This is a genomic window from Duganella alba, from assembly GCF_009674495.1.
Taxonomy (GTDB): domain Bacteria; phylum Pseudomonadota; class Gammaproteobacteria; order Burkholderiales; family Burkholderiaceae_D; genus Rugamonas; species Rugamonas alba.
Map to the genome: position 1 here is coordinate 73,606 of NZ_WKJN01000025.1, position 19,895 is coordinate 93,500.

The 19,895-nt window shown below is 64.4% G+C and carries 21 protein-coding genes and 2 tRNA genes; 17 read left to right on the forward strand and 6 right to left on the reverse strand.

What is annotated here, in order from left to right:
• Window positions 1–4 precede the first annotated feature (4 nt).
• A complete protein-coding gene (locus tag GJ695_RS21760) occupies window positions 5–673 on the reverse strand; it encodes a Smr/MutS family protein (RefSeq protein WP_166455152.1) in 669 nt (222 codons plus the stop codon).
• Window positions 674–676: 3 nt separating this feature from the next.
• Entirely contained in the window at window positions 677–1,630 is a 954-nt protein-coding gene (gene trxB / locus GJ695_RS21765; RefSeq protein ID WP_154368435.1) for a thioredoxin-disulfide reductase, read from the reverse strand.
• Between the two features lie 214 nt (window positions 1,631–1,844).
• On the opposite strand from trxB, the gene GJ695_RS21770 reads away from it, so the two are divergent.
• The 6 genes from GJ695_RS21770 (at window position 1,845) to GJ695_RS21795 (ending at window position 9,045) form a co-directional block, all read left to right on the forward strand.
• Entirely contained in the window at window positions 1,845–4,256 is a 2,412-nt protein-coding gene (locus GJ695_RS21770) for a DNA translocase FtsK (RefSeq protein ID WP_154368437.1), read from the forward strand.
• 13 nt (window positions 4,257–4,269) lie between these two features.
• Window positions 4,270–4,902, forward strand: coding sequence for an outer membrane lipoprotein chaperone LolA (lolA, locus tag GJ695_RS21775; protein WP_154368439.1), 633 nt, complete (start codon window positions 4,270–4,272; stop codon window positions 4,900–4,902).
• Window positions 4,903–4,964: 62 nt separating this feature from the next.
• Entirely contained in the window at window positions 4,965–6,269 is a 1,305-nt protein-coding gene (locus GJ695_RS21780) for a replication-associated recombination protein A (protein ID WP_154368441.1), read from the forward strand.
• 112 nt (window positions 6,270–6,381) lie between these two features.
• Window positions 6,382–7,095 (forward strand): hypothetical protein, encoded by a 714-nt coding sequence (locus GJ695_RS21785; RefSeq protein ID WP_154368443.1) that lies wholly within the window; start codon window positions 6,382–6,384, stop codon window positions 7,093–7,095.
• Window positions 7,092–8,195: a GSCFA domain-containing protein gene (locus tag GJ695_RS21790; protein ID WP_154368445.1), complete on the forward strand. Its 1,104-nt coding sequence runs from the start codon at window positions 7,092–7,094 to the stop codon at window positions 8,193–8,195. Before GJ695_RS21785 ends, GJ695_RS21790 begins: the two co-directional genes overlap by 4 nt.
• Window positions 8,196–8,217: 22 nt before the next feature.
• Entirely contained in the window at window positions 8,218–9,045 is an 828-nt protein-coding gene (locus tag GJ695_RS21795; protein WP_154368447.1) for an alpha/beta fold hydrolase, read from the forward strand.
• On the opposite strand, the gene GJ695_RS21800 is transcribed toward GJ695_RS21795, so the two are convergent.
• On the reverse strand, window positions 9,046–9,459 hold the full coding sequence (locus tag GJ695_RS21800) for a DUF4179 domain-containing protein (protein WP_154368449.1): 414 nt from the start codon (window positions 9,457–9,459) through the stop codon (window positions 9,046–9,048).
• 67 nt (window positions 9,460–9,526) lie between these two features.
• Window positions 9,527–9,826, reverse strand: coding sequence for a DUF2917 domain-containing protein (locus GJ695_RS21805; protein ID WP_154368451.1), 300 nt, complete (start codon window positions 9,824–9,826; stop codon window positions 9,527–9,529).
• A gap of 170 nt (window positions 9,827–9,996) precedes the next feature.
• Here GJ695_RS21805 and GJ695_RS21810 point away from each other — a divergent pair, with 170 nt between their 5' ends.
• The 6 genes from GJ695_RS21810 (at window position 9,997) to GJ695_RS21835 (ending at window position 14,029) form a co-directional block, all read left to right on the forward strand.
• A complete protein-coding gene (locus GJ695_RS21810) occupies window positions 9,997–11,442 on the forward strand; it encodes an aminotransferase-like domain-containing protein (protein WP_154368453.1) in 1,446 nt (481 codons plus the stop codon).
• Window positions 11,443–11,571: 129 nt separating this feature from the next.
• The gene (locus tag GJ695_RS21815) at window positions 11,572–11,778 is read left to right on the forward strand and encodes a hypothetical protein (RefSeq protein WP_154368455.1); all 207 of its coding nucleotides are present in this window, start codon (window positions 11,572–11,574) and stop codon (window positions 11,776–11,778) included.
• A gap of 90 nt (window positions 11,779–11,868) precedes the next feature.
• Complete coding sequence (gene serS / locus GJ695_RS21820; RefSeq protein ID WP_154368456.1) at window positions 11,869–13,158, forward strand: serine--tRNA ligase; 1,290 nt, start codon at window positions 11,869–11,871, stop codon at window positions 13,156–13,158.
• A gap of 68 nt (window positions 13,159–13,226) precedes the next feature.
• Window positions 13,227–13,316, forward strand: a tRNA-Ser gene (locus tag GJ695_RS21825).
• A 41-nt stretch (window positions 13,317–13,357) separates the two neighbouring features.
• Window positions 13,358–13,447, forward strand: a tRNA-Ser gene (locus GJ695_RS21830).
• Window positions 13,448–13,525: 78 nt separating this feature from the next.
• Entirely contained in the window at window positions 13,526–14,029 is a 504-nt protein-coding gene (locus tag GJ695_RS21835; RefSeq protein WP_229260456.1) for a DUF2059 domain-containing protein, read from the forward strand.
• A 24-nt stretch (window positions 14,030–14,053) separates the two neighbouring features.
• Here GJ695_RS21835 and GJ695_RS21840 read toward each other — a convergent pair whose 3' ends face one another.
• The gene (locus GJ695_RS21840) at window positions 14,054–14,599 is read right to left on the reverse strand and encodes a UPF0149 family protein (protein WP_154368461.1); all 546 of its coding nucleotides are present in this window, start codon (window positions 14,597–14,599) and stop codon (window positions 14,054–14,056) included.
• A 37-nt stretch (window positions 14,600–14,636) separates the two neighbouring features.
• Window positions 14,637–14,786: a hypothetical protein gene (locus tag GJ695_RS29685; RefSeq protein ID WP_166455151.1), complete on the reverse strand. Its 150-nt coding sequence runs from the start codon at window positions 14,784–14,786 to the stop codon at window positions 14,637–14,639.
• 117 nt (window positions 14,787–14,903) lie between these two features.
• Here GJ695_RS29685 and GJ695_RS21845 point away from each other — a divergent pair, with 117 nt between their 5' ends.
• The 5 genes from GJ695_RS21845 to GJ695_RS21855 all read left to right on the forward strand — a co-directional run.
• Complete coding sequence (locus GJ695_RS21845; protein ID WP_154368462.1) at window positions 14,904–15,614, forward strand: SIMPL domain-containing protein; 711 nt, start codon at window positions 14,904–14,906, stop codon at window positions 15,612–15,614.
• Between the two features lie 106 nt (window positions 15,615–15,720).
• A complete protein-coding gene (locus GJ695_RS29690) occupies window positions 15,721–15,861 on the forward strand; it encodes a hypothetical protein (RefSeq protein ID WP_166455150.1) in 141 nt (46 codons plus the stop codon).
• 210 nt (window positions 15,862–16,071) lie between these two features.
• On the forward strand, window positions 16,072–16,212 hold the full coding sequence (locus tag GJ695_RS29695) for a hypothetical protein (RefSeq protein ID WP_166455149.1): 141 nt from the start codon (window positions 16,072–16,074) through the stop codon (window positions 16,210–16,212).
• 111 nt (window positions 16,213–16,323) lie between these two features.
• On the forward strand, window positions 16,324–16,689 hold the full coding sequence (locus GJ695_RS21850; RefSeq protein WP_154368465.1) for a hypothetical protein: 366 nt from the start codon (window positions 16,324–16,326) through the stop codon (window positions 16,687–16,689).
• 75 nt (window positions 16,690–16,764) lie between these two features.
• A partial coding sequence (locus tag GJ695_RS21855; RefSeq protein WP_154368467.1) for a response regulator occupies window positions 16,765–19,895 on the forward strand: 3,131 nt, incomplete at its 3' end.

Sequence of the window (19,895 nt, forward strand, 5' to 3'; positions counted from 1 at the left end):
GGGTTTAGCGCGAGGGCTGAAGGGCGGCTCTCAGGAGCACGATCAACGCGCCTTCGCCCCCTTCGTTGTTGCGCGCCTGGCAGAAGGCGACCACGCCTTTTTGCACCAGCCAGCTGTGCACCATCGATTTCAACACCGGTTCCTGGCCGCGCGAACCGAAGCCGCGGCCGTGGATCACGCACACGCAGCGGTGGTTGCGCTGGCCGGCCTGGGTCAAAAACGCGCCCAGCGCGTCGCGCGCCTTGTCGCGGTTCATGCCGTGCAGGTCCAGCTCGTCCTGCACCGGCCAGTGGCCCTTGCGCAGCTTTTTCATGACATCCGGACCAACACCCGGCGCCGAGTAGTTCAGCGCCGGATCGTCTTCCAGGTAGTGATCGACTTCAAACAGGTCGGACAGCGACTCGCGCAGCACCGCCGCGTCGTCCTCGGCCTGGGTCAGCTTGCGGGCCGGCGCGGCTGCCGTGGCCAGGCCTTTCGGCACGCTGGGCGGCACGTAGCGGTCCGACGCCGGCATCTGCTTGACGCCGCCCAGCGCGGTCTGGAACAGATTGGCTTCCACCTTCTGCTGCTTTTCCTGTTTGACGCGCTCCGCCTCGGCGGCGGCGCGCGTCTCGGCCTGTTCCCTGAGCTGCTTGCTCAGGGATTTGAGGTCGGCGAAGTCTTTCAGGCCCACGGATTACTCCTGGCCTTCCAGGTAGCGCTGCGCGTCCAGGGCCGCCATGCAACCGGTGCCGGCGCTGGTGATGGCCTGGCGGTAGATGTGGTCCTGCACGTCGCCGGCGGCAAACACGCCCGGTACGCTGGTGGCGGTGGCCATGCCTTCGGAGCCGGTCTTGGTCTTGATGTAGCCGTTGTGCATGTCCAACTGGCCTTCGAAGATGCCGGTGTTCGGCTTGTGGCCGATCGCCACGAACAGGCCGTGCACTTCGACGTCGGTCACGGCGCCGGTCTCGGTCGACTGGATCTTGACGCCGGTGACGCCGCCTTCATTGCCGGTCACTTCCTGCAAGGTGTGGTTGTACTTGATTTCCACTTTGCCTTCGGCGACCTTGGCGTTCAGGCGGTCGATCAGGATGGCTTCGGCGCGGAACTTGTCGCGGCGGTGCACCAGCGTGACTTTCTTGGCGATGTTCGACAGGTACAGCGCTTCCTCGACCGCGGTGTTGCCGCCGCCGATGACCGCCACGTCCTGGTTGCGGTAGAAGAAACCGTCGCAGGTGGCGCAGGCCGACACGCCCTTGCCCATGAATTCCTGCTCCGACGGCAGGCCGAGGTACTGCGCCGAGGCGCCGGTGGCGATGATCAGCGCGTCGCAGGTGTACTCGTGGCTGTCGCCGATCAGGCGGATCGGTTTTTCCTGCAACTTGACGGTGTGGATGTGGTCAAACACGATTTCGGTGTTGAAGCGCTCGGCGTGCTGCAGGAATCGCTGCATCAGGTCCGGACCGGTCACGCCCATCGGGTCGGCTGGCCAGTTTTCCACGTCGGTGGTGGTCATCAGCTGGCCGCCCTGTTCGACGCCGGTCACCAGCATCGGATTCAGGTTGGCGCGGGCTGCGTAGATGGCTGCGCTGTAGCCGGCAGGGCCGGAGCCGAGAATCAATACGCGCGCGTGTTTAGGAGTGGTCATGGCAAGCTTCTTCAATAGTGTTGGATTAATCCGAATGTGGGGGCGCTAGCAAGGGCGGCAAGGGTATGCTGCTATTGCAATAACGCAAGCAATACAAGATTATAGTGCAAGCAGGGAATCAGGATGAATCGTGGGGCCGGTTGTTGCCCTTATGCCTTAGAATACCGCTATAGGAATATTTCCTGACCGCTAACATTGCACCACCTTAATACCTATGAGTAGTAAAAAAGTTCAGGAACGCACGCCGCGCGCCGCTGCCGGCAGTGCTTCCTCGTCGTCCGGCTACACCCGTACTCCGACCGAACGCCAGCCCCTGCCGAACCGGCTGGTGCGGCTGCTGTCGGAAGCGCGGTGGCTGGCGCTGGCCGTGCTGGGCGTGTATTTCGTGCTCATCCTGGCCACCTACACCAAGACCGATCCGGGCTGGTCGCATGAGACGCTGGTGCCGAAAGTGGCCAACGTGGGCGGCCGCGCCGGCGCCTGGCTGTCCGACCTGCTGCTGTACATCTTCGGCATTTCCGCCTGGTGGTGGGCGTTCTGCATGCTGCGCCTGGTGTGGAAGGGCTATCGCCGGCTGACCCATAAATATGTGCTGTCCACCGAGCCGGAGCCGGAACACGCGCAGGAAGGCCTGATCCGATGGATCGGCTTCGCGCTGCTGTTCATCGGCAGCGTCGGGCTGGAATTCCTGCGCCTGCGCACCCTGACCAGCCACGCGCAGCTGCCGCGCACCTCGGGCGGCGTGCTGGGCGAGCTGATCGGCCATTCGGCCCATGTGGCGTTCGGCTTCACCGGCGCCACCTTGCTGCTGTTGCTGCTGTTCGGCCTGGGCTTCAGCCTGTTCTTCCATGTGTCGTGGCTGGCCGTGGCCGAGCGCATCGGCGGCGCGGTCGAGAACGCCATCGACTGGTTCATCCAGCGCTACCAGTACCGCGAAGACCGCCGCCAGGGCGAAGTGGCGGCCGTCAAGCGCGAGGAAGTGGTGGTGCACGAGCGCGCCAAGCATGTCGAGAAGCATCCGGTGGCGGCGCCGACCATCAAGGTCGAGCCGCAGGTGGTCACCGTGGTCAAGTCCGAGCGCGTCGAGAAGGAGCGCCAGGCCAGCCTGTTCAAGGACCTGCCGCAGGCGGCCGGCGACGGCGCCTTGCCGGCGCTGTCATTGCTGGATGAGGCGGCCGAGACGCTGGAAACCATTTCCATCGAAACGCTGGAGTTCACCAGCCGCCTGATCGAGAAGAAGCTGTCGGACTTCGGCGTCGACGCCAAGGTGGTGGCGGCCTATCCGGGGCCGGTGGTGACGCGCTACGAGATCGAGCCGGCTACCGGCGTCAAGGGCAGCCAGATCGTCAATCTGGCGCGCGACCTGGCCCGTTCGCTGTCGCTGACCTCGATCCGCGTGGTCGAGACCATTCCGGGCAAGAATTACATGGCGCTGGAGCTGCCGAATCCGAAGCGCCAGATCGTGCGCCTGAGCGAGATCGTCGGCTCCAAGGTCTATCACGACAATCCGTCGCCGCTGACGGTGGCGCTGGGCAAGGACATCGCCGGCAAGCCGGTGGTGGCCGACCTGGCCAAGATGCCGCACCTGCTGGTGGCCGGCACCACCGGTTCGGGTAAATCGGTGGGCATCAACGCCACCATTCTGTCGCTGCTGTACAAGTCTGATCCGCGCGACGTGCGCATGATTCTGATCGATCCGAAGATGCTGGAGATGTCGGTGTACGAGGGCATTCCGCACCTGCTGGCGCCGGTCGTGACCGACATGCGCCAGGCCGGCCATGCGCTGAACTGGGCGGTCAACGAGATGGAACGCCGCTACAAGCTGATGTCCAAGCTGGGCGTGCGTAACCTGGCCGGCTACAACGCCAAGATCGCCGAGGCCAAGAAGCGCGAAGAACACATTCCGAATCCGTTCAGCCTGACGCCGGATTCGCCGGAGCCGCTGGACAAGCTGCCGACCATCGTCATCATCATCGACGAGCTGGCCGACCTGATGATGGTGGTCGGCAAGAAGGTCGAGGAGTTGATCGCCCGTATCGCGCAGAAGGCCCGCGCGGCCGGCCTGCACTTGATACTGGCGACGCAGCGCCCATCTGTGGATGTGATCACCGGTCTGATCAAGGCGAATATTCCGACCCGGATCGCGTTCCAGGTGTCGTCGAAAATCGACTCGCGCACCATTCTTGACCAGATGGGCGCGGAAACGCTGCTCGGCATGGGCGATATGCTGTACATGCCGCCGGGCACCGGCCTGCCGGTGCGCGTGCACGGCGCCTTTGTCTCCGATGACGAGGTGCACCGCGTGGTCAAGCATCTGAAGACCACCGGCGAGCCGGACTACATCGACGGCATCCTCGAAGGCGGCACGCTGGAAGGCGAGGGCGGCGGCGCCGAAGGGGCGGCGCCGGGCGAAGGCGGCGGCGAGGCCGATCCGATGTACGATCAGGCGGTGCAGGTGGTGCTGAAGAACCGCCGCGCCTCGATCTCGCTGGTGCAGCGCCATCTGCGCATCGGCTACAACCGCGCGGCGCGCCTGCTGGAACAAATGGAAAATAGCGGCGTGGTCTCCGCCATGCAATCGAACGGCAACCGCGACATCCTCGTGCCGGCTGCCAGTGCAGAATAAGAAAAGGAATGGTATGACTCGTTATAAATTGATGGCGGCGCTGACCGCCGGCCTGCTGCTGGTGGGCGGCGCCCAGGCCAGCGCGCTGGAGCAGTTCAAGTCCTTCGTGTCGTCAACCAAGGCGGCCAAGGGCGAGTTCACCCAGCACCAGGTGAAGGGCACCAACGGCGACACGCCGAAGGCGGCCAACAATTCCAGCGGCACTTTTGTGTTTGCCCGTCCTGGCAAGTTCATCTGGACTTATACCAAGCCGTATGAGCAGGTGCTGCAGGCCGACGGCGACCAGTTGTTCATCTTCGACAAGGATCTGAACCAGGTCACCACCAAGAAGCTGGGCGACGCGCTGGGTTCGTCGCCGGCCGCCATCCTGTTCGGCAGCAACGACCTGGAAAAGAACTTCACGCTGTCCGAAGGCGGCACGCGCGACGGCCTGGAATGGCTGAAGGCGGTGCCGAAGGCCAAGGACACCAGCTTCGAGCAGATCGCCATCGGCCTGAAGGACGGCTTGCCGGCGGCGATGGAGCTCAAGGATTCCTTCGGCCAGACCTCGGTGCTGAAGTTCAGCAAGATCGAGAAAAATCCGGCGCTGAGCGCCACCAGTTTTAAATTCGTCGTGCCCAAGGGCGCGGACGTCTTCAACAATTAAGCGTATAAGCTGAGTATTCAACGCCGCAGCTGCGACGCTGCGGCGTTTTTCCATTTCCGACCATGGCAGATTTATTTTCCACCGAACCGCGCCAGCCGCTGGCCGAAGCCCTGCGGCCCAAGACGCTCGATGAAGTCATCGGCCAGCGCCACCTGCTGGGGCCGGGCAAGCCGCTGCGCCTGGCGTTCGAGTCGGGCCAGCCGCATTCGATGATTTTGTGGGGCCCGCCGGGCACCGGCAAGACCACGCTGGCGCGCCTGACCGCCAGGGCCTACGACTGCGAGTTCATCGCGCTGTCGGCGGTGTTCTCGGGCGTCAAGGATATCCGCGCCGCGATGGAGCAGGCGCAGCACAACCTGGACATGGGCAAGCACACCATCCTGTTTGTCGACGAGATCCACCGCTTCAACAAATCGCAGCAGGACGCCTTGCTGCCGTATGCCGAGTCCGGGCTGGTGACGCTGATCGGCGCCACCACCGAGAATCCGTCGTTCGAGGTCAATTCGGCGCTGCTGTCGCGCGCGCAGGTCTATGTACTCAAGTCGTTCGACGAGGCCGAGCTGCGGCAGATGGTCGACCGCGCGCGCGACAAGGTGTTGACCCAGCTAGAATTCGAGGACGCCGCCATCGACACGCTGATCGGCTACGCCGACGGCGACGGCCGTCGCCTGCTGAATCTGCTCGAAGTGACCGGCACCGCCGCCAACGCGGCCAAGACCAACAAGATCACCGCCGAGTTCATCCAGAACGCGCTGACCCTGAACGCGCGCCGCTTCGACAAGGGCGGCGACAATTTCTACGACCAGATCTCGGCGCTGCACAAGTCGGTGCGCGGCTCGAATCCGGACGCGGCGCTGTACTGGCTGTGCCGCATGCTCGACGGCGGCGCCGATGCGCGCTACCTGTCGCGCCGCATCGTGCGCATGGCGTGGGAAGACATCGGCCTGGCCGATCCGCGCGCCATGCAGGTGGCCAACGACGCCGCCACCACCTACGAGCGGCTCGGTTCGCCGGAAGGCGAGCTGGCGCTGGGCCAGGCGGTGATCTACCTGGCCATCGCCGCCAAGAGCAACGCCGGCTACAACGCCTTCAACGAGGCGATGGCCTTTGTGCGCAAGGACAAGTCGCGCGAGGTGCCGGTGCACCTGCGCAATGCGCCGACCAAGCTGATGAAGGAACTCGGCTACGGCCACGACTACCGCTACGCCCACGACGAGCCGCACGCCTACGCCGCCGGCGAAACCTATTTCCCCGACGACATGCGCGAACCGGGCTGGTATCAGCCGGTGCCGCGCGGGATGGAAAGCAAGATCGCCGACAAGCTGGCTTTCCTGCGCCAGCTTGACGAGGATGCGGGCAAGAAATAGCGGCAATTTCCAGGGCGGCTGGCTGGCGGCATATGCTAGTATGTTGCCAAATCACACTGCTCCTCTTCTCATGAAAATCCCCCTGATAATCGGTGACAGCCACGGTAATCAATTGGCCAGGTCGCTTGGCAGACATGCGGGCACCTGGGATACGGAAATTGACCGGCCCCTGGAGGTCAGGCAGGGCGATACGCTGGCCGCCTACTTTTATCTGCTGACCAGCACCACGCATTTGTTCGTGACGCCGGATGGCGGAAAAAGCATCATGCTCAACCCGTCCTATCTGGAAGAGATCCAGAAAGTCGCCGGGCAGTGTTCCTGCGTGGTGGTCGCGCTCGACGGCAACGTCCACAACTGGAACTTTATTACCGAATGGTCGCCGCCCTTCGACTTCTTCGATCCCGACCTGCCCGACAAGCTGCAGGCCGGTGTGCAAATCATTTCGGGCGCGGTGATCGAGGATTACTTCGGTTTGCATGCGCCGAAACTGATGGTGCGGCTGCAGCTGCTGAAAGCCATCGCGCCGGACGTGCCGCATTATCTGCTGCAGCCGCCACCGCCGATACCGTCGGGACCGCAGATCAAGAGCCACTGGGACGAATACACCAAGAAAGACTCGGTCATCGCCGACAAGTGGCTGCGGCTGAAAATCTACAAGGTGTATATGCGGGTGCTGGAGAACTGCTGCCGGCAGCTGGGCATGACCATGATCGCGCCGCCACGGGACCGGCTGGACCCGGATGGCTTCCTGCCCGAACAGTACTGGCGGGATTCCACGCATGCCAGCGAGGACTTCTATCACGACACGATCCCGGGTGAACCATGAGCCAGAATCCGTATTCGCAGTACCCTGAGCGCAGCTTCTGGCGCAAGACGGTGTCCCATGTGCCGTGGACCAAGGTGTTTGAGCACGAAAAGGGGAAGTTCTCGCTCAAGCCCGGCGACAAGATCGCCACCGCCGGCAGCTGTTTCGCGCAACGCATCCCCGGCGTGCTGCGCGAGTCCGGTTTCAATTTCGCCGAGTTCGAGGCGCCGCATCCGCTGATGTCGGCGCAACGCGCGGCGGAATACGGCTATGGCCAGTTTTCCGCCCGCTACGGCAACATTTATACGCCCCGGCAGTTGCGGCAATTGATCGATCAGGCGTTCGGGGTCATCGCGCCGGTGTTCGACTTTGCGCCGTCGTTCAACGGCGGGCTGATCGATCTGCTGCGGCCGAACATCAACAAGCACGGTTTCTCCTCCGAGCTGGAGGCGCGCCTGGACCGCGAGTACCATCTGGGCCGCGTCAAGGAACTGTTCGCGACCTCCGACGTGTTCATTTTTACGCTGGGCCTGACCGAAAGCTGGATGGGCGAAACCAGCGGCACCGTGTATGGCAGCCATCCGCATGTGGTGAGCAATGCGGCGCTGCGTGAAAATATCATCCCGGTCAACTTCGACTACACCGACAGCTTTAATGATATGGTTTATATCATTAATTTTTTGCATGAAATTAATCCTGCGCTGAAATACATTTTCACCGTCAGCCCGGTCGCGCTGATCGCCACCCACCAGAATAACAATGTGCTGTTGTCGACCATGTATTCGAAGTCGGTGCTGCGCGCGGTGGCGGGCAAACTGGCCGAGGCATGGCCGGCGGCGGACTATTTCTTCTCCTATGAGATATTCAACGCCGCACAGTCCTTTGGCCAGTTCCTGGCGGACGATCTGCGGGATGTGAACCAGCGCGGCGTGGCGTTCACCATGCAGTGCTTCAAGCAGATGTATCTGACGGAAGCGCCGTTGCCGGCGGCGGAGACGGCGGCTGCCGCCGCGCCGGCGGAAAGTTCGGCCAGCCTCATGGGCAGAGACCAGGCGGCGGCCGAGGTCGAGTGTGACGAACGGCTGAATGAACTGTTCAGCCGCCCCGGCACAGGTACATAATCCAGCGCGTCAGAGGAACAGCATGCAGCAGATGGTGGTCGACGGCGTCGACATTTACATTGAAGGGGAGGGGGCCGAGACCATCGTGATGATGCACGGCTGGCCGGATACCTACCGCGTGTGGGATGCGCAGGTGGCCGAGCTCAAGCAACGCTACCGCTGCGTGCGCTTCACCTTGCCGGGCTTTGATATCACCAAGCCGCGCCGTTCGTATTCGCTGGATGCGACGATGCGCGTGCTGCTGCACATCGTCAACAGTGTGAGCAAGAAGGAAAAAGTCATCCTGATGCTGCACGACTGGGGCTGCGTGTTCGGCTACGAGTTTTATATGCGTAACAAGGCGATGGTGTCGGCCATCGTCGGCGTCGATATCGGCGATGCGCAGTCGAAGGCCACGGCGCGCTCGCGCTCGGTCGGGCAGAAGCTGATGGTGAGCGGCTACCAGAGCACGCTGGCGCTGGCCTGGGCCATCGGCGGCCCGGTCGGCACGGTGATGACGCGGACCATGGCGCGCGTGCTCGGCGCGCCGTCGCCGCGCGAGTTCATCAGCTCGGGCATGAACTTCCCGTACTACATCCTGACGGCCGGCGCCGCCGGCTCCTACAGTTCGCTGGTGCCCTTCGTGCCCAAGGTGCCGATGCTGTACATCTACGGCGTGCGCAAGCCGTTCATGTTCCACTCGCCGCAGTGGACCGAGAATCTGGCGGCCAAAGAGGGCTGCAAGGTGGTGGCGATGGAAACCGATCACTGGCCGATGCTGCGCCAGCCGGAGCGCTTCAACGATGTGGTGACCAGCTGGCTGGAAAAACCCGCCAGCGCCGAGGAGGCGCCGGAGGAAGACGCGGCCTGATCAACGCAGGCGGATCGGCTTCTGGTACGGGGCGAACGGCGGCGGCGGCAGCTGCGCCGATGCGTAGGCCTGGCGGAAGCAGTCGGCTTTCTTGCCTTCGACGTCGGTGGTGCTGCGCGTGACCTTGCCGGCCGCGTCCAGCGTCAGGATGATGACCACCGGGTGTTTCGAGATGTCGTGGCAGTTGCCGCGTTCATCGAGTTTCTGCGCGTTGTTGTAGTTGAGCGAGATCTCTTCGTACTTGGTGGCCTTGTCGTTCGGGAACTGCGAGTTGAACTTGTTCATCTCGGCGGCGAAGTTCGGATTGGCCGGCGGCGCCGGTTCGTCCTTGCCCGCGCCGCCCATGGTCGAGCAGCCGGTGGCGATCATCATCACGGCGCTGGCCGCTGCAATTTTCATCATATTGGTTTTCATTATCTTCTCCTCGATTTGTGTACTGTTGAATACATAGTACAAATTCCGAGGCTTACATGGCGCACGATTAGTTGCGTAGGAGAAATCCTACAGCCCTTGAGAAGAGGCTTTTCGGCGCATGCGGCAGGCGCACGCGCGCCACGCCGGCGCCCACCGCCTCGATCAGCATCAGGCCGTCGTTGGGCACTTCGAACGACTGGCCGCCGCGCAGCATGAAGTCGGTCCGCTCGCCGTAGGCGGTGATCCAGGCGGTGCCGCTCAGGCATTCGATGCGCCGTCCGGCCACGCGCGCCAGGCGCAGCGGGTGGTTGTGCGTCAGCCGGTATTCGGCCTGGCCTTGCTGGATGGAGATGAGCTGCGGTTTCATGGCGGACTCCTGTGGAAGTCCGTCCAGAATACGCAGCGGCCGGCCACCATAACAGAGGCAGCAAAACGAAATTGTCACCATCACAGCAGCGCTTTGGCTACACTGTGCTGGTCGAAATTTTCATGCGCTGTATCTGTCGCGGCCGGGCAGGGCGGGTGCACAATCCTCGGATGACCATCAATCTCTACGAGCAGCTGGCGAATGAACTGGGCGGCCTGATCGCCGGCCGCGTGTTCGCGCCCGGCGACCGCCTGCCGTCGATCCGCCATCTGGCGCAGCAGAAGCGGCTGTCGGTCAGCACCGTGCTGCAGGCGCTGCGGCTGCTGGAGGACCGCGGCCTGGTCGAGGCAAGGCCGCAGGCCGGCTATTACGTGCGCCATCGGCCGCGCAGCATGGCGCTGGTGAACGACGCCGCGCAACTGGCGGAGCCGGCCTTCGTCGGCATCCAGAACCTGCTGATGCGGGTGCTGAAGGCCAACGAGGACACGGCGCTGGTGCAGATGGGCTCGTCCTGGCCGCTGGGCGAGCTGCTGCCGATGAAGCGCATGCAGAAGACCGTGGCGGCGGTGGCCCGGCGCGACGCCACGCTGCTCAGCGCGGTCAGCTGCTATGAAACCAATTATCCGGAGTTCAGCCGCCAGATCGTCCGCCGCGCGCTCGACTGGGGCCAGGTGGACCCGCAGGAAATCGTCGTCACCGGTTCCTGCACCGAGGCCATCAGCCTGTGCCTGCGCGCGGTGGCGCGGCCGGGCGACACCATCGCCATCGAATCCGCCACCTATTTCGTGCTGCTGCAGCTGATCGAGTCGCTGGGCATGAAGGCGCTGGAGATTCCCACCCATCCGAAGACCGGGCCGTCGATCGAGGCGCTGGAGCTGGCGCTCAACGCCGGCCTGGTGCAGGCGGTGCTGCTGATCCCCAACGCCAACAATCCGCTTGGCTGCATCATGCCGGAGGCGAACAAGCAGCGGCTGGCGGCGCTGCTGGACCAGCACCGGATTCCGCTGATCGAGGACGATGTGTATGGCGATCTGTGCTTTACGCCGGAGCGGCCGTGGCCGGTCAAGGCCTACGACCGCAGCGGCCAGGTGCTGCTGTGCTCGTCGTTTTCCAAGGCGGTCAGCCCCGGCGCGCGGGTCGGCTATGTGCTGGCCGGGCGTTATGCGCAGGAGGTGGCGGTGCTGAAGATGGTGTCCAGCGGCGCCACCAGCCATTTCTTCCAGGCGGTGCTGGCCGACTTCCTCACCGGCAGCGCCTACGAGACCCAGGTGCGCAAGATGCGCCGGGCGCTGGCGCAGCGCATCGTCCGCATGTCGGACGCGATCTGCTCGGCGTTCCCGCCGCAGTGCACGGTGTCGGAACCGCAGGGCGGCTTTGTGCTGTGGATCAGCCTGCCGGAGCAGGTGGATGCGCTGCTGCTGCATGAACGCGCCATCGCGCAGGGCGTGGCTTTCATGCCGGGCCAGCTGTTCTCGGCCTCGGGCAAATACCGCCATTACCTGCGGCTCAACTGCGGCAACGCCTGGACGCCGCGGGTCGCGGCGGCGGTCGCCACCCTGGGCCGGCTGGTGCGCAGCGAGGCCGACCGGCCGTCCACGCTGCGCAGTGCCGCCTGATCCTTCCAACTGCATTTCAGACCTCCTTTTTGGCGCTTCGTCGCAAGCCGGTGGTGGACCAGCGTGCCTTTAGGTACAGTACAACCATACCGCAGCACTTAACCGAACCACCCCCTGAAGGAGCACATCATGAACATCGCTAAACACATGGAAGTCATCTTTGTCGCCGCTGCCGTGATCGCCGGCGCCACCACCTTCGCCACCGCCGCCGACGAGCGCGTCGACGTCATCCTGGCGGCCGACAGCCCGGCGCTGGTCGCCAAGGCCGATGTGGCGATGCCCACCGTGACCGTGACGGCCAAACGCCTGACCGCCGCTGAAAAAGCCGCGCTGTAATGGCGGCAGCCGGCGGGCTGCGCAAAACTCGCTAGGAAGTGGCGTCGTCTTGGTACAATTGACGTTTTCGATACAAACGGCATCGTTCCCATGATTGACATCCAACTTCTCCGTAAAGACATCGCCACCGTCGCCGCGCGCCTGGCCACCCGCAAGTTCCAGCTCGATGTGGAAGCGTTCAACGCTCTCGAGTCGGAACGCAAGGCGATCCAGCTGCGCACCGAAGAGCTGCAGGGCAAGCGCAACTCGCAGTCCAAGCTGATCGGCATGATGAAGGGCAAGGGCGAAGACACCACCGCCCTGATGGCGGAAGTGGCCGGCCTGGGCGACGAGCTCAAGGCCAATGAAGTCAAACTGGCCGACTTGCAGGCCAAGCTGGGCGAGTTCCTGCAGGCGATCCCGAACCTGCCGCACGACTCGGTGCCGGCCGGCACGGACGAGAGCGGCAACGTGGAAGTGCGCAAGGTCGGCGCGCCGCGCAGCTTCGATTTCGAGATCAAGGACCACGTCGACGTCGGTTCGCCGCTGGGCCTGGACTTCGACACCGCGACCAAGCTGACCGGCTCGCGCTTCTCGGTGATGAAAGGCGGCATCGCCCGTCTGCACCGCGCGCTGGCGCAGTTCATGCTGAACACCCACACCGACGAGCACGGTTACACCGAGTGCTACACGCCGTACATGGTCAATGCCGACTCGCTGCGCGGCACCGGCCAGCTGCCGAAGTTCGAGGCCGACCTGTTCTCGGTGAAGAAGGGCGGCGCCGAAGGCGAGGGCGAGACCTTCTACCTGATCCCGACCTCGGAAGTGTCGCTGACCAATATCGTGCGCGACGACATCCTGGCCGCCGAGGCGCTGCCGCTGAAGATGACCGCCCACACGCCATGCTTCCGCTCGGAAGCGGGCAGCTATGGCCGCGACACCCGCGGCATGATCCGCCAGCACCAGTTCGACAAGGTCGAGATGGTGCAGGTGGTGCATCCGGACCATTCATACGCGGCGCTGGAAGACATGGTCGGCCACGCCGAGACCATTCTGCAACGCCTGGGCCTGCCGTACCGCGTGATGTCGCTGTGCACCGGCGACATGGGCTTCGGCGCCACCAAGACCTATGACCTGGAAGTGTGGCTGCCGGCGCAGAACACTTACCGCGAGATTTCGTCGCTGTCGAACTGCGAGGCGTTCCAGGCGCGCCGCATGCAGGCGCGCTTCCGCAACGCCCAGGGCAAGCCGGAGCTGGTGCATACGCTGAACGGTTCCGGCCTGGCCGTGGGCCGCACCCTGGTCGCCGTGCTGGAGAATTATCAGCAGGCCGACGGTTCGGTGGAGATCCCGGCCGTGCTGCGTCCGTACATGGGTGGGCTGACGCATCTGAAAGCCTAAATTTAGTCCTTCCATTTTCTCAAGCACCTGCTATAATCTTGCCTTCTCGCAGCAGCAGGTGGGAAAACGGAGAGGTGGCAGAGTGGTCGAATGTACTTGACTCGAAATCAAGCGTAGGGGCGACCCTACCGTGGGTTCGAATCCCACCCTCTCCGCCAACTGTTTGGATGTGAGAAAAAGTAGTAAAAATGCGTCACCAGGAGAGGTGGCAGAGTGGTCGAATGTACTTGACTCGAAATCAAGCGTAGGGGCGACCCTACCGTGGGTTCGAATCCCACCCTCTCCGCCAATATTCAGTAAAAAAGCTCCCGGAAGGGAGCTTTTTTATTTCTAGGCTAGAATGCGGAAAAATTACCAAGGAGTCGACTTGAAATCTTTTTCCGCATTGCTGATGTCCACGCTGCTGGCCGGCGCCGTCCACGCCGCCACGCCCAATCCCGACGCCGCCCAGATCAAGGCCGCGCATGACCTGATGGCCTCGATGCAGGCCGAGAAAATGATGCGCATGACCGCCGGCATGAGCAAGTACGCCTCGCCGGAACAGCGCAAGCAGGTGATGGACAAGGTCATCAACCTGCAGCCGGAATTCGTCTACACCCGCCTGGCCACGCCGGTGGCCAAGCTGCTGAGCACCGAGACCGCGCTGGAAATGACCAGATACTATAAGTCCAGCTACGGCCAGCGCGTGCTGCACGACACCTATAACAGCAGCGCCCAGATGTATCCGAGCGCGCCGAAGCCGACGCCGGCCGAACAGGCTGAACTGAAGAAGCCGGCCTACCTCAAGGCCGATCAGGAATTCAAGGCCAACGAGCAGGCCATCCACCACGAAACCTTCGTGCTGCTGAAGGAAATCATCAACGGCAAGTAAGCCGCCGCGCGGGCGGCCGCGGCGTCAGGCGCCGCAGCACTTCTTGTGCTTCTGGCCGCTGCCGCACGGGCAGGGATCGTTGCGCCCGACCTTGGCCGGCCTGGCCTGCGGCGCGTGGAAGAAGGCGTTGATCTGCACCACGGCCGGCGTCACCTTGGCGGCCTTGACCGGCGACTGGAACGGCGCCAGCAGCGCCGGCTGGCTGGCGCGCAGCGGCGCCCAGGCCTCGTGGTTCAGCGCCACGCCGGCCAGGAAGCCGGCGCACCAGGCGTCGGCGGTCCAGTTGCCGCCGCATTCGTAGATCGGCTCGAAGCTGGCCGGCTCTTTCCGCATCCAGGTTTGCATGTAGGCGTGGTGGCGCAGCACCAGCGCTGCGGCCTCGGCATTGCCCTCGGCGCCGCCCCAGACCAGCGGCAGCCAGGCCTCCTGCGCCACCTCGGCCGGGCCGACCGCCAGCGCGGTCAGCAAGCCTTCCAGGCGCGCCACATCCATCGCCTGCGGGCCGATGGCGGCCAACAGGTCGTCGAGTTGTTCGTATTCGTCGTCGTTCAGTGGAGTCGTGTTGCTCATGGCGCTAGTCGGTGGCATCGGAAAGCCGCCATTGTACCTACTTGGCCTTGGGCGGCGCCGGTTTCCTGGCGGGCGTGTCGACGATCAGCACGTGCTTGTCGAGCGCACCGCTGTTTTCCTGTTTGACGACTTGCACCGCCACCGGCCGGTGGTCGAATACCGAGCGCGGCGCTTTGGGAGCCAGCATGTTTTTCCCCTGATAAGTGTGGTTGAAACCGCAAATAGGGATGATTTCTGTTTTTGCAAGTAGACAAATGTGTCTACATGATGAATACTGCGTTGTCGTCACTCACGGAAGCTCACCATGTTCAAGCAGCTTGTTGTTGCGTTTGCCCTGTCGCCGCTGGCGCTGCAGGCCTCGAATCTGCCGGACTACCCCTTCATCCACGTGTCCGGCGAGGGCATGATGCGCATCGCGCCCGACCTGGGCGAGATCGATTTCGATATCAGCGCCTACGACCCGGACCCGGCGGCGGCCGCCGCCATCGTCGGCGAGCGGGCCGGGCAGGTGCGGGCGCTGCTGGCCGGGGTCGACGCCGTCACCGAGATCCACAATCCGCGCAAGGAGATGCGCAAGGCCGACCAGCCCGACGCCAGCGGCGCGCCGGCCTACGACATCCGCAGTTCGGTGCACATCGCCGTGCGCGACCTGGGCCAGTGGCGCGCCGTCATGCAGGGCTTGCTGGCGCTGCCGAATCTCGACCACCTGGCCACCACCTTCGGCCGCACCGACCGGCTCCAGGCCGAGCAGGAACTGACCGCCATCGCGGTCCAGGACGCGCAGCGCCGCGCCGCGGCGCTGGCGGCCGGCTTCGGCCGCAAGGTGGGCGCGGTGGCGGCGGTGTCGTCGGGCCAGTTGCGCAATCTGACCAATGCGGTCGGCCTGATGCCGGGCGACCTGTATTTCCGCCGCGACCAGCGCACGGTGCCGGCGCAGGCGCCCGACAAGGATTTCCTGGCCACCGAGCTGCTGAGCTGGACGCAGACGGTGGATGTGATTTTCCGCATCAAGTAAGGGGGCCGCGCTGCGTGTGCTGGCGCACGCCGGCGCGCATCGGCGCCTTGCCGCGCGGGCGCGCGTCCCCGACACTGAAGGCTAGTCGCTATTTTCAGGAGGCCGCATGCGCTACGCTCACACCACCCCCGATCCGGAAGTGCCGCCGCCGGCGCCGGAAAAAGATCCGCCGCCGGACAACACGCCGCTGCCGGAACAGGCGCCGATCGAGGAACCGACGCCGCCCAAGCCGCCGATCAAAACCTGAGCTTTGATGGTGCTTGTGTGCGTTGACGCACCGTCCGTTGCGTGGAACGGACGGTATGCTGGTTTCACGCTCTGTAGGACCGTGAGAAAGTGTGAGAGTCGTTGCTTTGTGGATACATATTTTGCGCTTTGTGTCCGGCGTCACACTGAGGTCATGAAAGAGTTTCTATAATTTAGTCATGTCGTCACGTTCCTTTCACGGAGAGCAATCATGGGCAATTCCTTACACAACAAAATCTACCTCGGCCGCCGCAGCGTCGCCTTGAGCGCGAAGCGTGTACAGGCCATGGTGTGCATCGCCGCCTTCGCCAGCATCGGCCTGGCGTGGCTGGTCATCCGCGCGCTGCAGTAATCGCGCCGTTGTTGCCAGCGGATTGCGCAATCAGGGCGGCATGCGCCTTGCCGCCGTGCCGCCGTGCGCGTACCATGAGGGCCGCAGCAGTCTCTTATGGAAAAAATGGCAATGAAGAATGAAAAATTCACGCAGGACGAGTATGACGCCCTGTACGAAATCAAACGCGGCATCAAGGGTGACCGCGTCAGCGCCTGCATCGGCCGCAACACCAAGCGCCTGTCCGGCCTCAAGCTGATCAGCATCGCCCACAATGGTCGTATCTCGCTGACCGACAAGGGCGAACAAACCATCTTCCTGCACCGCTGCGTGCTGGGCCTGCGCGCCGTGTCGGCCCAGCCCGGCGCGCCGCTGGACGCCGATGTGGCCATGTTCCTGGGCAAAAAATCGCACATCCTGGAACGCGCCGAGGGCGGTTTCGAACTCAGCGACAAGGGCCGCGAGTCGCTGCAAGACATCACCAATCAAGGCTTTTGATGAAAACGCTCCTCCGGGAGCGTTTTTTTTGCTGTAATGTATGGTTAACACAGCAAGAGTGAGTGCCCCTTTGTCATGACAACCAACACGCTGCAAAAGTTCCGCAAACTGTTCCGCGTGCTGGCCACGGCTGTGGTGGTGGTGCTGCTGATTGTCTCGCTGTTCGTGGTCCATGTGCTGAACCAGAGCCGCAAGCGCTATTACGCGGCGGCCGAGGAAACCTCGCACAATCTGGCCATTTCGCTGGAAAACTTCCTGCATTCGCACTTCCAGGAAGTCGATCTGGCCATGCGCCGCGCCGACCTGGAGTTCCGCACCGCGCATCAGGAGGGCCGTTTCAGCGACGAGCGCTACAGCGCGTATCTGCGCAGCCTCAAGGAGCGGGTGCCGCACGCGCAGGCGGTGCGCGGCTCGAACGCGGCCGGCCTGGTCATCTATGGCGAGCAGATCGATTTGCAGCATCCGCAGGATTTGAGCGTGCGCGAGTTCTTTGCGCGCATGCCCACCGCGCACGAGCTGGTGTTCGGCATTCCGGTGCAGTCGCGCATCACCGGCGAGTGGGTGCTGCCGCTGGTCTATCCGCTGACCTTGCCGGACGGCGGCTTCGGCGGCACCGCCTATGTGCTGATGAACAGTTCGCGCATGAGCGAGGCGTTTGCCGGCCTGAATATCGGCGAGCACGGCTCCATCGTGCTGCTTGACGACAAGCGGCGCGTGCTGCACCGCTATCCGGAAGTGGCCGACATGGCGTTCGGCAGCACCATCAAGGTCACGCCGGCCACCCAGGCCATCCTCGACGGCAAGCAGCAGCGCGCCAGCTATACGGTGGTCAGCCCGCGCGACGGCATGGAGCGCACGCTCAGCGTCGAGAAGGTGGGCGCCTATCCGGTGTATGTGATCGTCGGCATGGCCAGCGACGATTTCCTGGCGCCGTGGTACAAGGAGATCCGCAACGCTTCGCTGTTCCTGGTGGTGCTGATCGGGCTGGCGCTGGTGCTGCTGCGCGGCGTGCGCTTCGGCCTGCGCGAGCAGTACAAGTCGCTGGCGGCGCTGGGCGAGGCCGACCAGGCCTTGCAGCAGTCGCTGACGCAGCTGCGCGCCTCGGAATCGCGCTGGCGCTCGCTGACCGAGGGCTTGCCGCAGATGGTGTGGACCGCCACGCCGACCTTGCGCATCGATTTCATGAGCCATCACTGGGAAAGCTTCAGCGGCCTGCCGGCCGAGCAGCTGATGGCCGGCGGCGACTGGTCGCGCGTGATCCATCCGGACGATTTGCCGACCCTGACGGCGGCCTGGCAGCGCGCGCTGGCCGATGGCGACCAGTTCCGCTGCGACTGCCGGCTGCGCCGTCACGACGGCGTCTGGCGCATCTTCGACAACCACGCGCTGCCGCAGCGCGACGCCGACGGCGCGATGCTGAGCTGGGTCGGCAGCAGCACCGACAGCACCGAGCTGCGCGCCGCGCACGACGGGCTGTTGCAGGCCAAGGAGGCGGCCGACAAGGCCGGCCGCGCCAAGTCGGATTTTGTCGCCAACATGAGCCACGAGATCCGCTCGCCGATGAACGCGGTGCTGGGCATGCTGCAGCTGCTGCGCCAGACCGAGATGAGCGGCCGCCAGCAGGATTATGTCGACAAGGCGCACGCGGCGGCCAGCGCCTTGCTCGGCTTGCTCAACGATGTGCTGGACTTTTCCAAGGTGGAGGCGGGCAAGCTGGCGCTCGATCCGCATCCGTTCCGCCTCGACAAGCTGTGGCGCGATCTGGCGGTGATTTTGTCGGCCAATGTCGGCGACAAGAATATCGAGGTGCTGTTCCGCATCGATCCGGCGCTGCCGGCCATGGTGGTGGGCGACGCGCTGCGCCTGCAGCAGATTCTGCTGAACCTGGCCGGCAACGCCATCAAGTTCACCGAACGCGGCGAGGTGGTGGTGTCGGCGCAGCTGGTGGCGCACACCGAACACACGCTGTCGGTGGCGTTTGCCATCCGCGATACCGGCATCGGCATCGCGCCGGAGCAGTGCGAGCGCATCTTCGACGGTTTTTCGCAGGCCGAGGCGTCGACCGCGCGCCGTTTCGGCGGCACCGGCCTGGGCCTGGCCATCAGCCAGCGCCTGGTGCGCATGATGGGCGGCACGCTGCGCGTGGTCAGCGAGGTGGGGCAGGGCAGCGTGTTTGATTTTGCGGTGGACTTCGGCATTTCGCTGGAGCAGCCGGAGGCGGCGCCGCTGGGCGCCCTGCCGCTGCACGATGCCTTGATGCGCGGCCTGTCCTGTCTGGTGGTGGACGATAATCCGGTGGCGCGCACGGTGCTGCGCGAGATGGCGGCCTCGTTTGGCTGGCGCGTGGATGTGGCGGCCGACGGCTACGAGGCGCTCGACGCCATCGGCGTGCAGATCGCGCGCCAGAAGGCGTATGACGTGGTGTTCATCGACTGGCGCATGCCGGCCATGGACGGCTGGGAAACCAGCCGCCGCATCCGCCAGCTGGCGCCGGCCGGCAAGACGCCGCTGATCGTGATGGTGACCGCGCACGACCGCGAGCTGCTGGCGCAGCGGCAGCTGGACATCGCGCCGGTGCTGGACGGCTTCGTGGTCAAGCCGGTGACGGCGTCGATGCTGTTCGACGCGGTGGCCGACGCGCGGCTGGAACACCGCAAGCCGCTGGCGGCGACGCTGGCGCCGCCGCAGCGCCGCCTGGCCGGGCTGCGCCTGCTGCTGGTCGACGACAATCCGGCCAACCAGCAGGTGGCCAGCGAATTGCTCGGCCATGACGGCGCGCAGGTGGAGGTGGCCAGCTCGGGCCAGATGGCGCTCGGGGTGCTGGCGCGCAGCGGGCCGCTGCCGGACCTGATCCTGATGGATATCCAGATGCCGGAGATGGACGGCTACCAGACCACGCACGCGATCCAGACCCGGCTGGGCGTGCGCACGCCGCCGATCGTGGCGATGACCGCCAACGCCATGGCGGCCGACCGCATCGCCGCGCTCGAGGCCGGCATGGTCGACCATATCGGCAAGCCGTTCGACCTTGAGCAGTTGATCGCGGTGATCCTGAAACACGCGCGGCGCGACGGCGTGGCGCTGGTGGCCGGTGGCGGCATGGCGGCGCCGGCGGCATTTGCGGCATCTGGGGCGTCGCGGGCGGCGCTCCCGGCGGCGGTAACGCCAGCGGCGGACGCGTCAACGACGGCTGCGCTAACGCCGGC

What these genes read in the sequence shown, in the direction of transcription:
- GJ695_RS29685 (WP_166455151.1), bottom strand. Translation starts at nt 14,786, where the DNA reads ATGCTGGCTCCCAAAGCGCCGCGCTCGGTATTCGACCACCGGCCGGTG.
- GJ695_RS21770 (WP_154368437.1), top strand. Translation starts at nt 1,845, where the DNA reads ATGAGTAGTAAAAAAGTTCAGGAACGCACGCCGCGCGCCGCTGCCGGC.
- GJ695_RS21810 (WP_154368453.1), top strand. Translation starts at nt 9,997, where the DNA reads ATGACCATCAATCTCTACGAGCAGCTGGCGAATGAACTGGGCGGCCTG.
- GJ695_RS21845 (WP_154368462.1), top strand. Translation starts at nt 14,904, where the DNA reads ATGTTCAAGCAGCTTGTTGTTGCGTTTGCCCTGTCGCCGCTGGCGCTG.
- GJ695_RS21805 (WP_154368451.1), bottom strand. Translation starts at nt 9,826, where the DNA reads ATGAAACCGCAGCTCATCTCCATCCAGCAAGGCCAGGCCGAATACCGG.
- lolA (WP_154368439.1), top strand. Translation starts at nt 4,270, where the DNA reads ATGACTCGTTATAAATTGATGGCGGCGCTGACCGCCGGCCTGCTGCTG.
- GJ695_RS21800 (WP_154368449.1), bottom strand. Translation starts at nt 9,459, where the DNA reads ATGAAAACCAATATGATGAAAATTGCAGCGGCCAGCGCCGTGATGATG.
- serS (WP_154368456.1), top strand. Translation starts at nt 11,869, where the DNA reads ATGATTGACATCCAACTTCTCCGTAAAGACATCGCCACCGTCGCCGCG.
- GJ695_RS21790 (WP_154368445.1), top strand. Translation starts at nt 7,092, where the DNA reads ATGAGCCAGAATCCGTATTCGCAGTACCCTGAGCGCAGCTTCTGGCGC.
- trxB (WP_154368435.1), bottom strand. Translation starts at nt 1,630, where the DNA reads ATGACCACTCCTAAACACGCGCGCGTATTGATTCTCGGCTCCGGCCCT.
- GJ695_RS29695 (WP_166455149.1), top strand. Translation starts at nt 16,072, where the DNA reads ATGGGCAATTCCTTACACAACAAAATCTACCTCGGCCGCCGCAGCGTC.
- GJ695_RS29690 (WP_166455150.1), top strand. Translation starts at nt 15,721, where the DNA reads ATGCGCTACGCTCACACCACCCCCGATCCGGAAGTGCCGCCGCCGGCG.
- GJ695_RS21795 (WP_154368447.1), top strand. Translation starts at nt 8,218, where the DNA reads ATGCAGCAGATGGTGGTCGACGGCGTCGACATTTACATTGAAGGGGAG.
- GJ695_RS21850 (WP_154368465.1), top strand. Translation starts at nt 16,324, where the DNA reads ATGAAGAATGAAAAATTCACGCAGGACGAGTATGACGCCCTGTACGAA.
- GJ695_RS21780 (WP_154368441.1), top strand. Translation starts at nt 4,965, where the DNA reads ATGGCAGATTTATTTTCCACCGAACCGCGCCAGCCGCTGGCCGAAGCC.
- GJ695_RS21815 (WP_154368455.1), top strand. Translation starts at nt 11,572, where the DNA reads ATGAACATCGCTAAACACATGGAAGTCATCTTTGTCGCCGCTGCCGTG.
- GJ695_RS21840 (WP_154368461.1), bottom strand. Translation starts at nt 14,599, where the DNA reads ATGAGCAACACGACTCCACTGAACGACGACGAATACGAACAACTCGAC.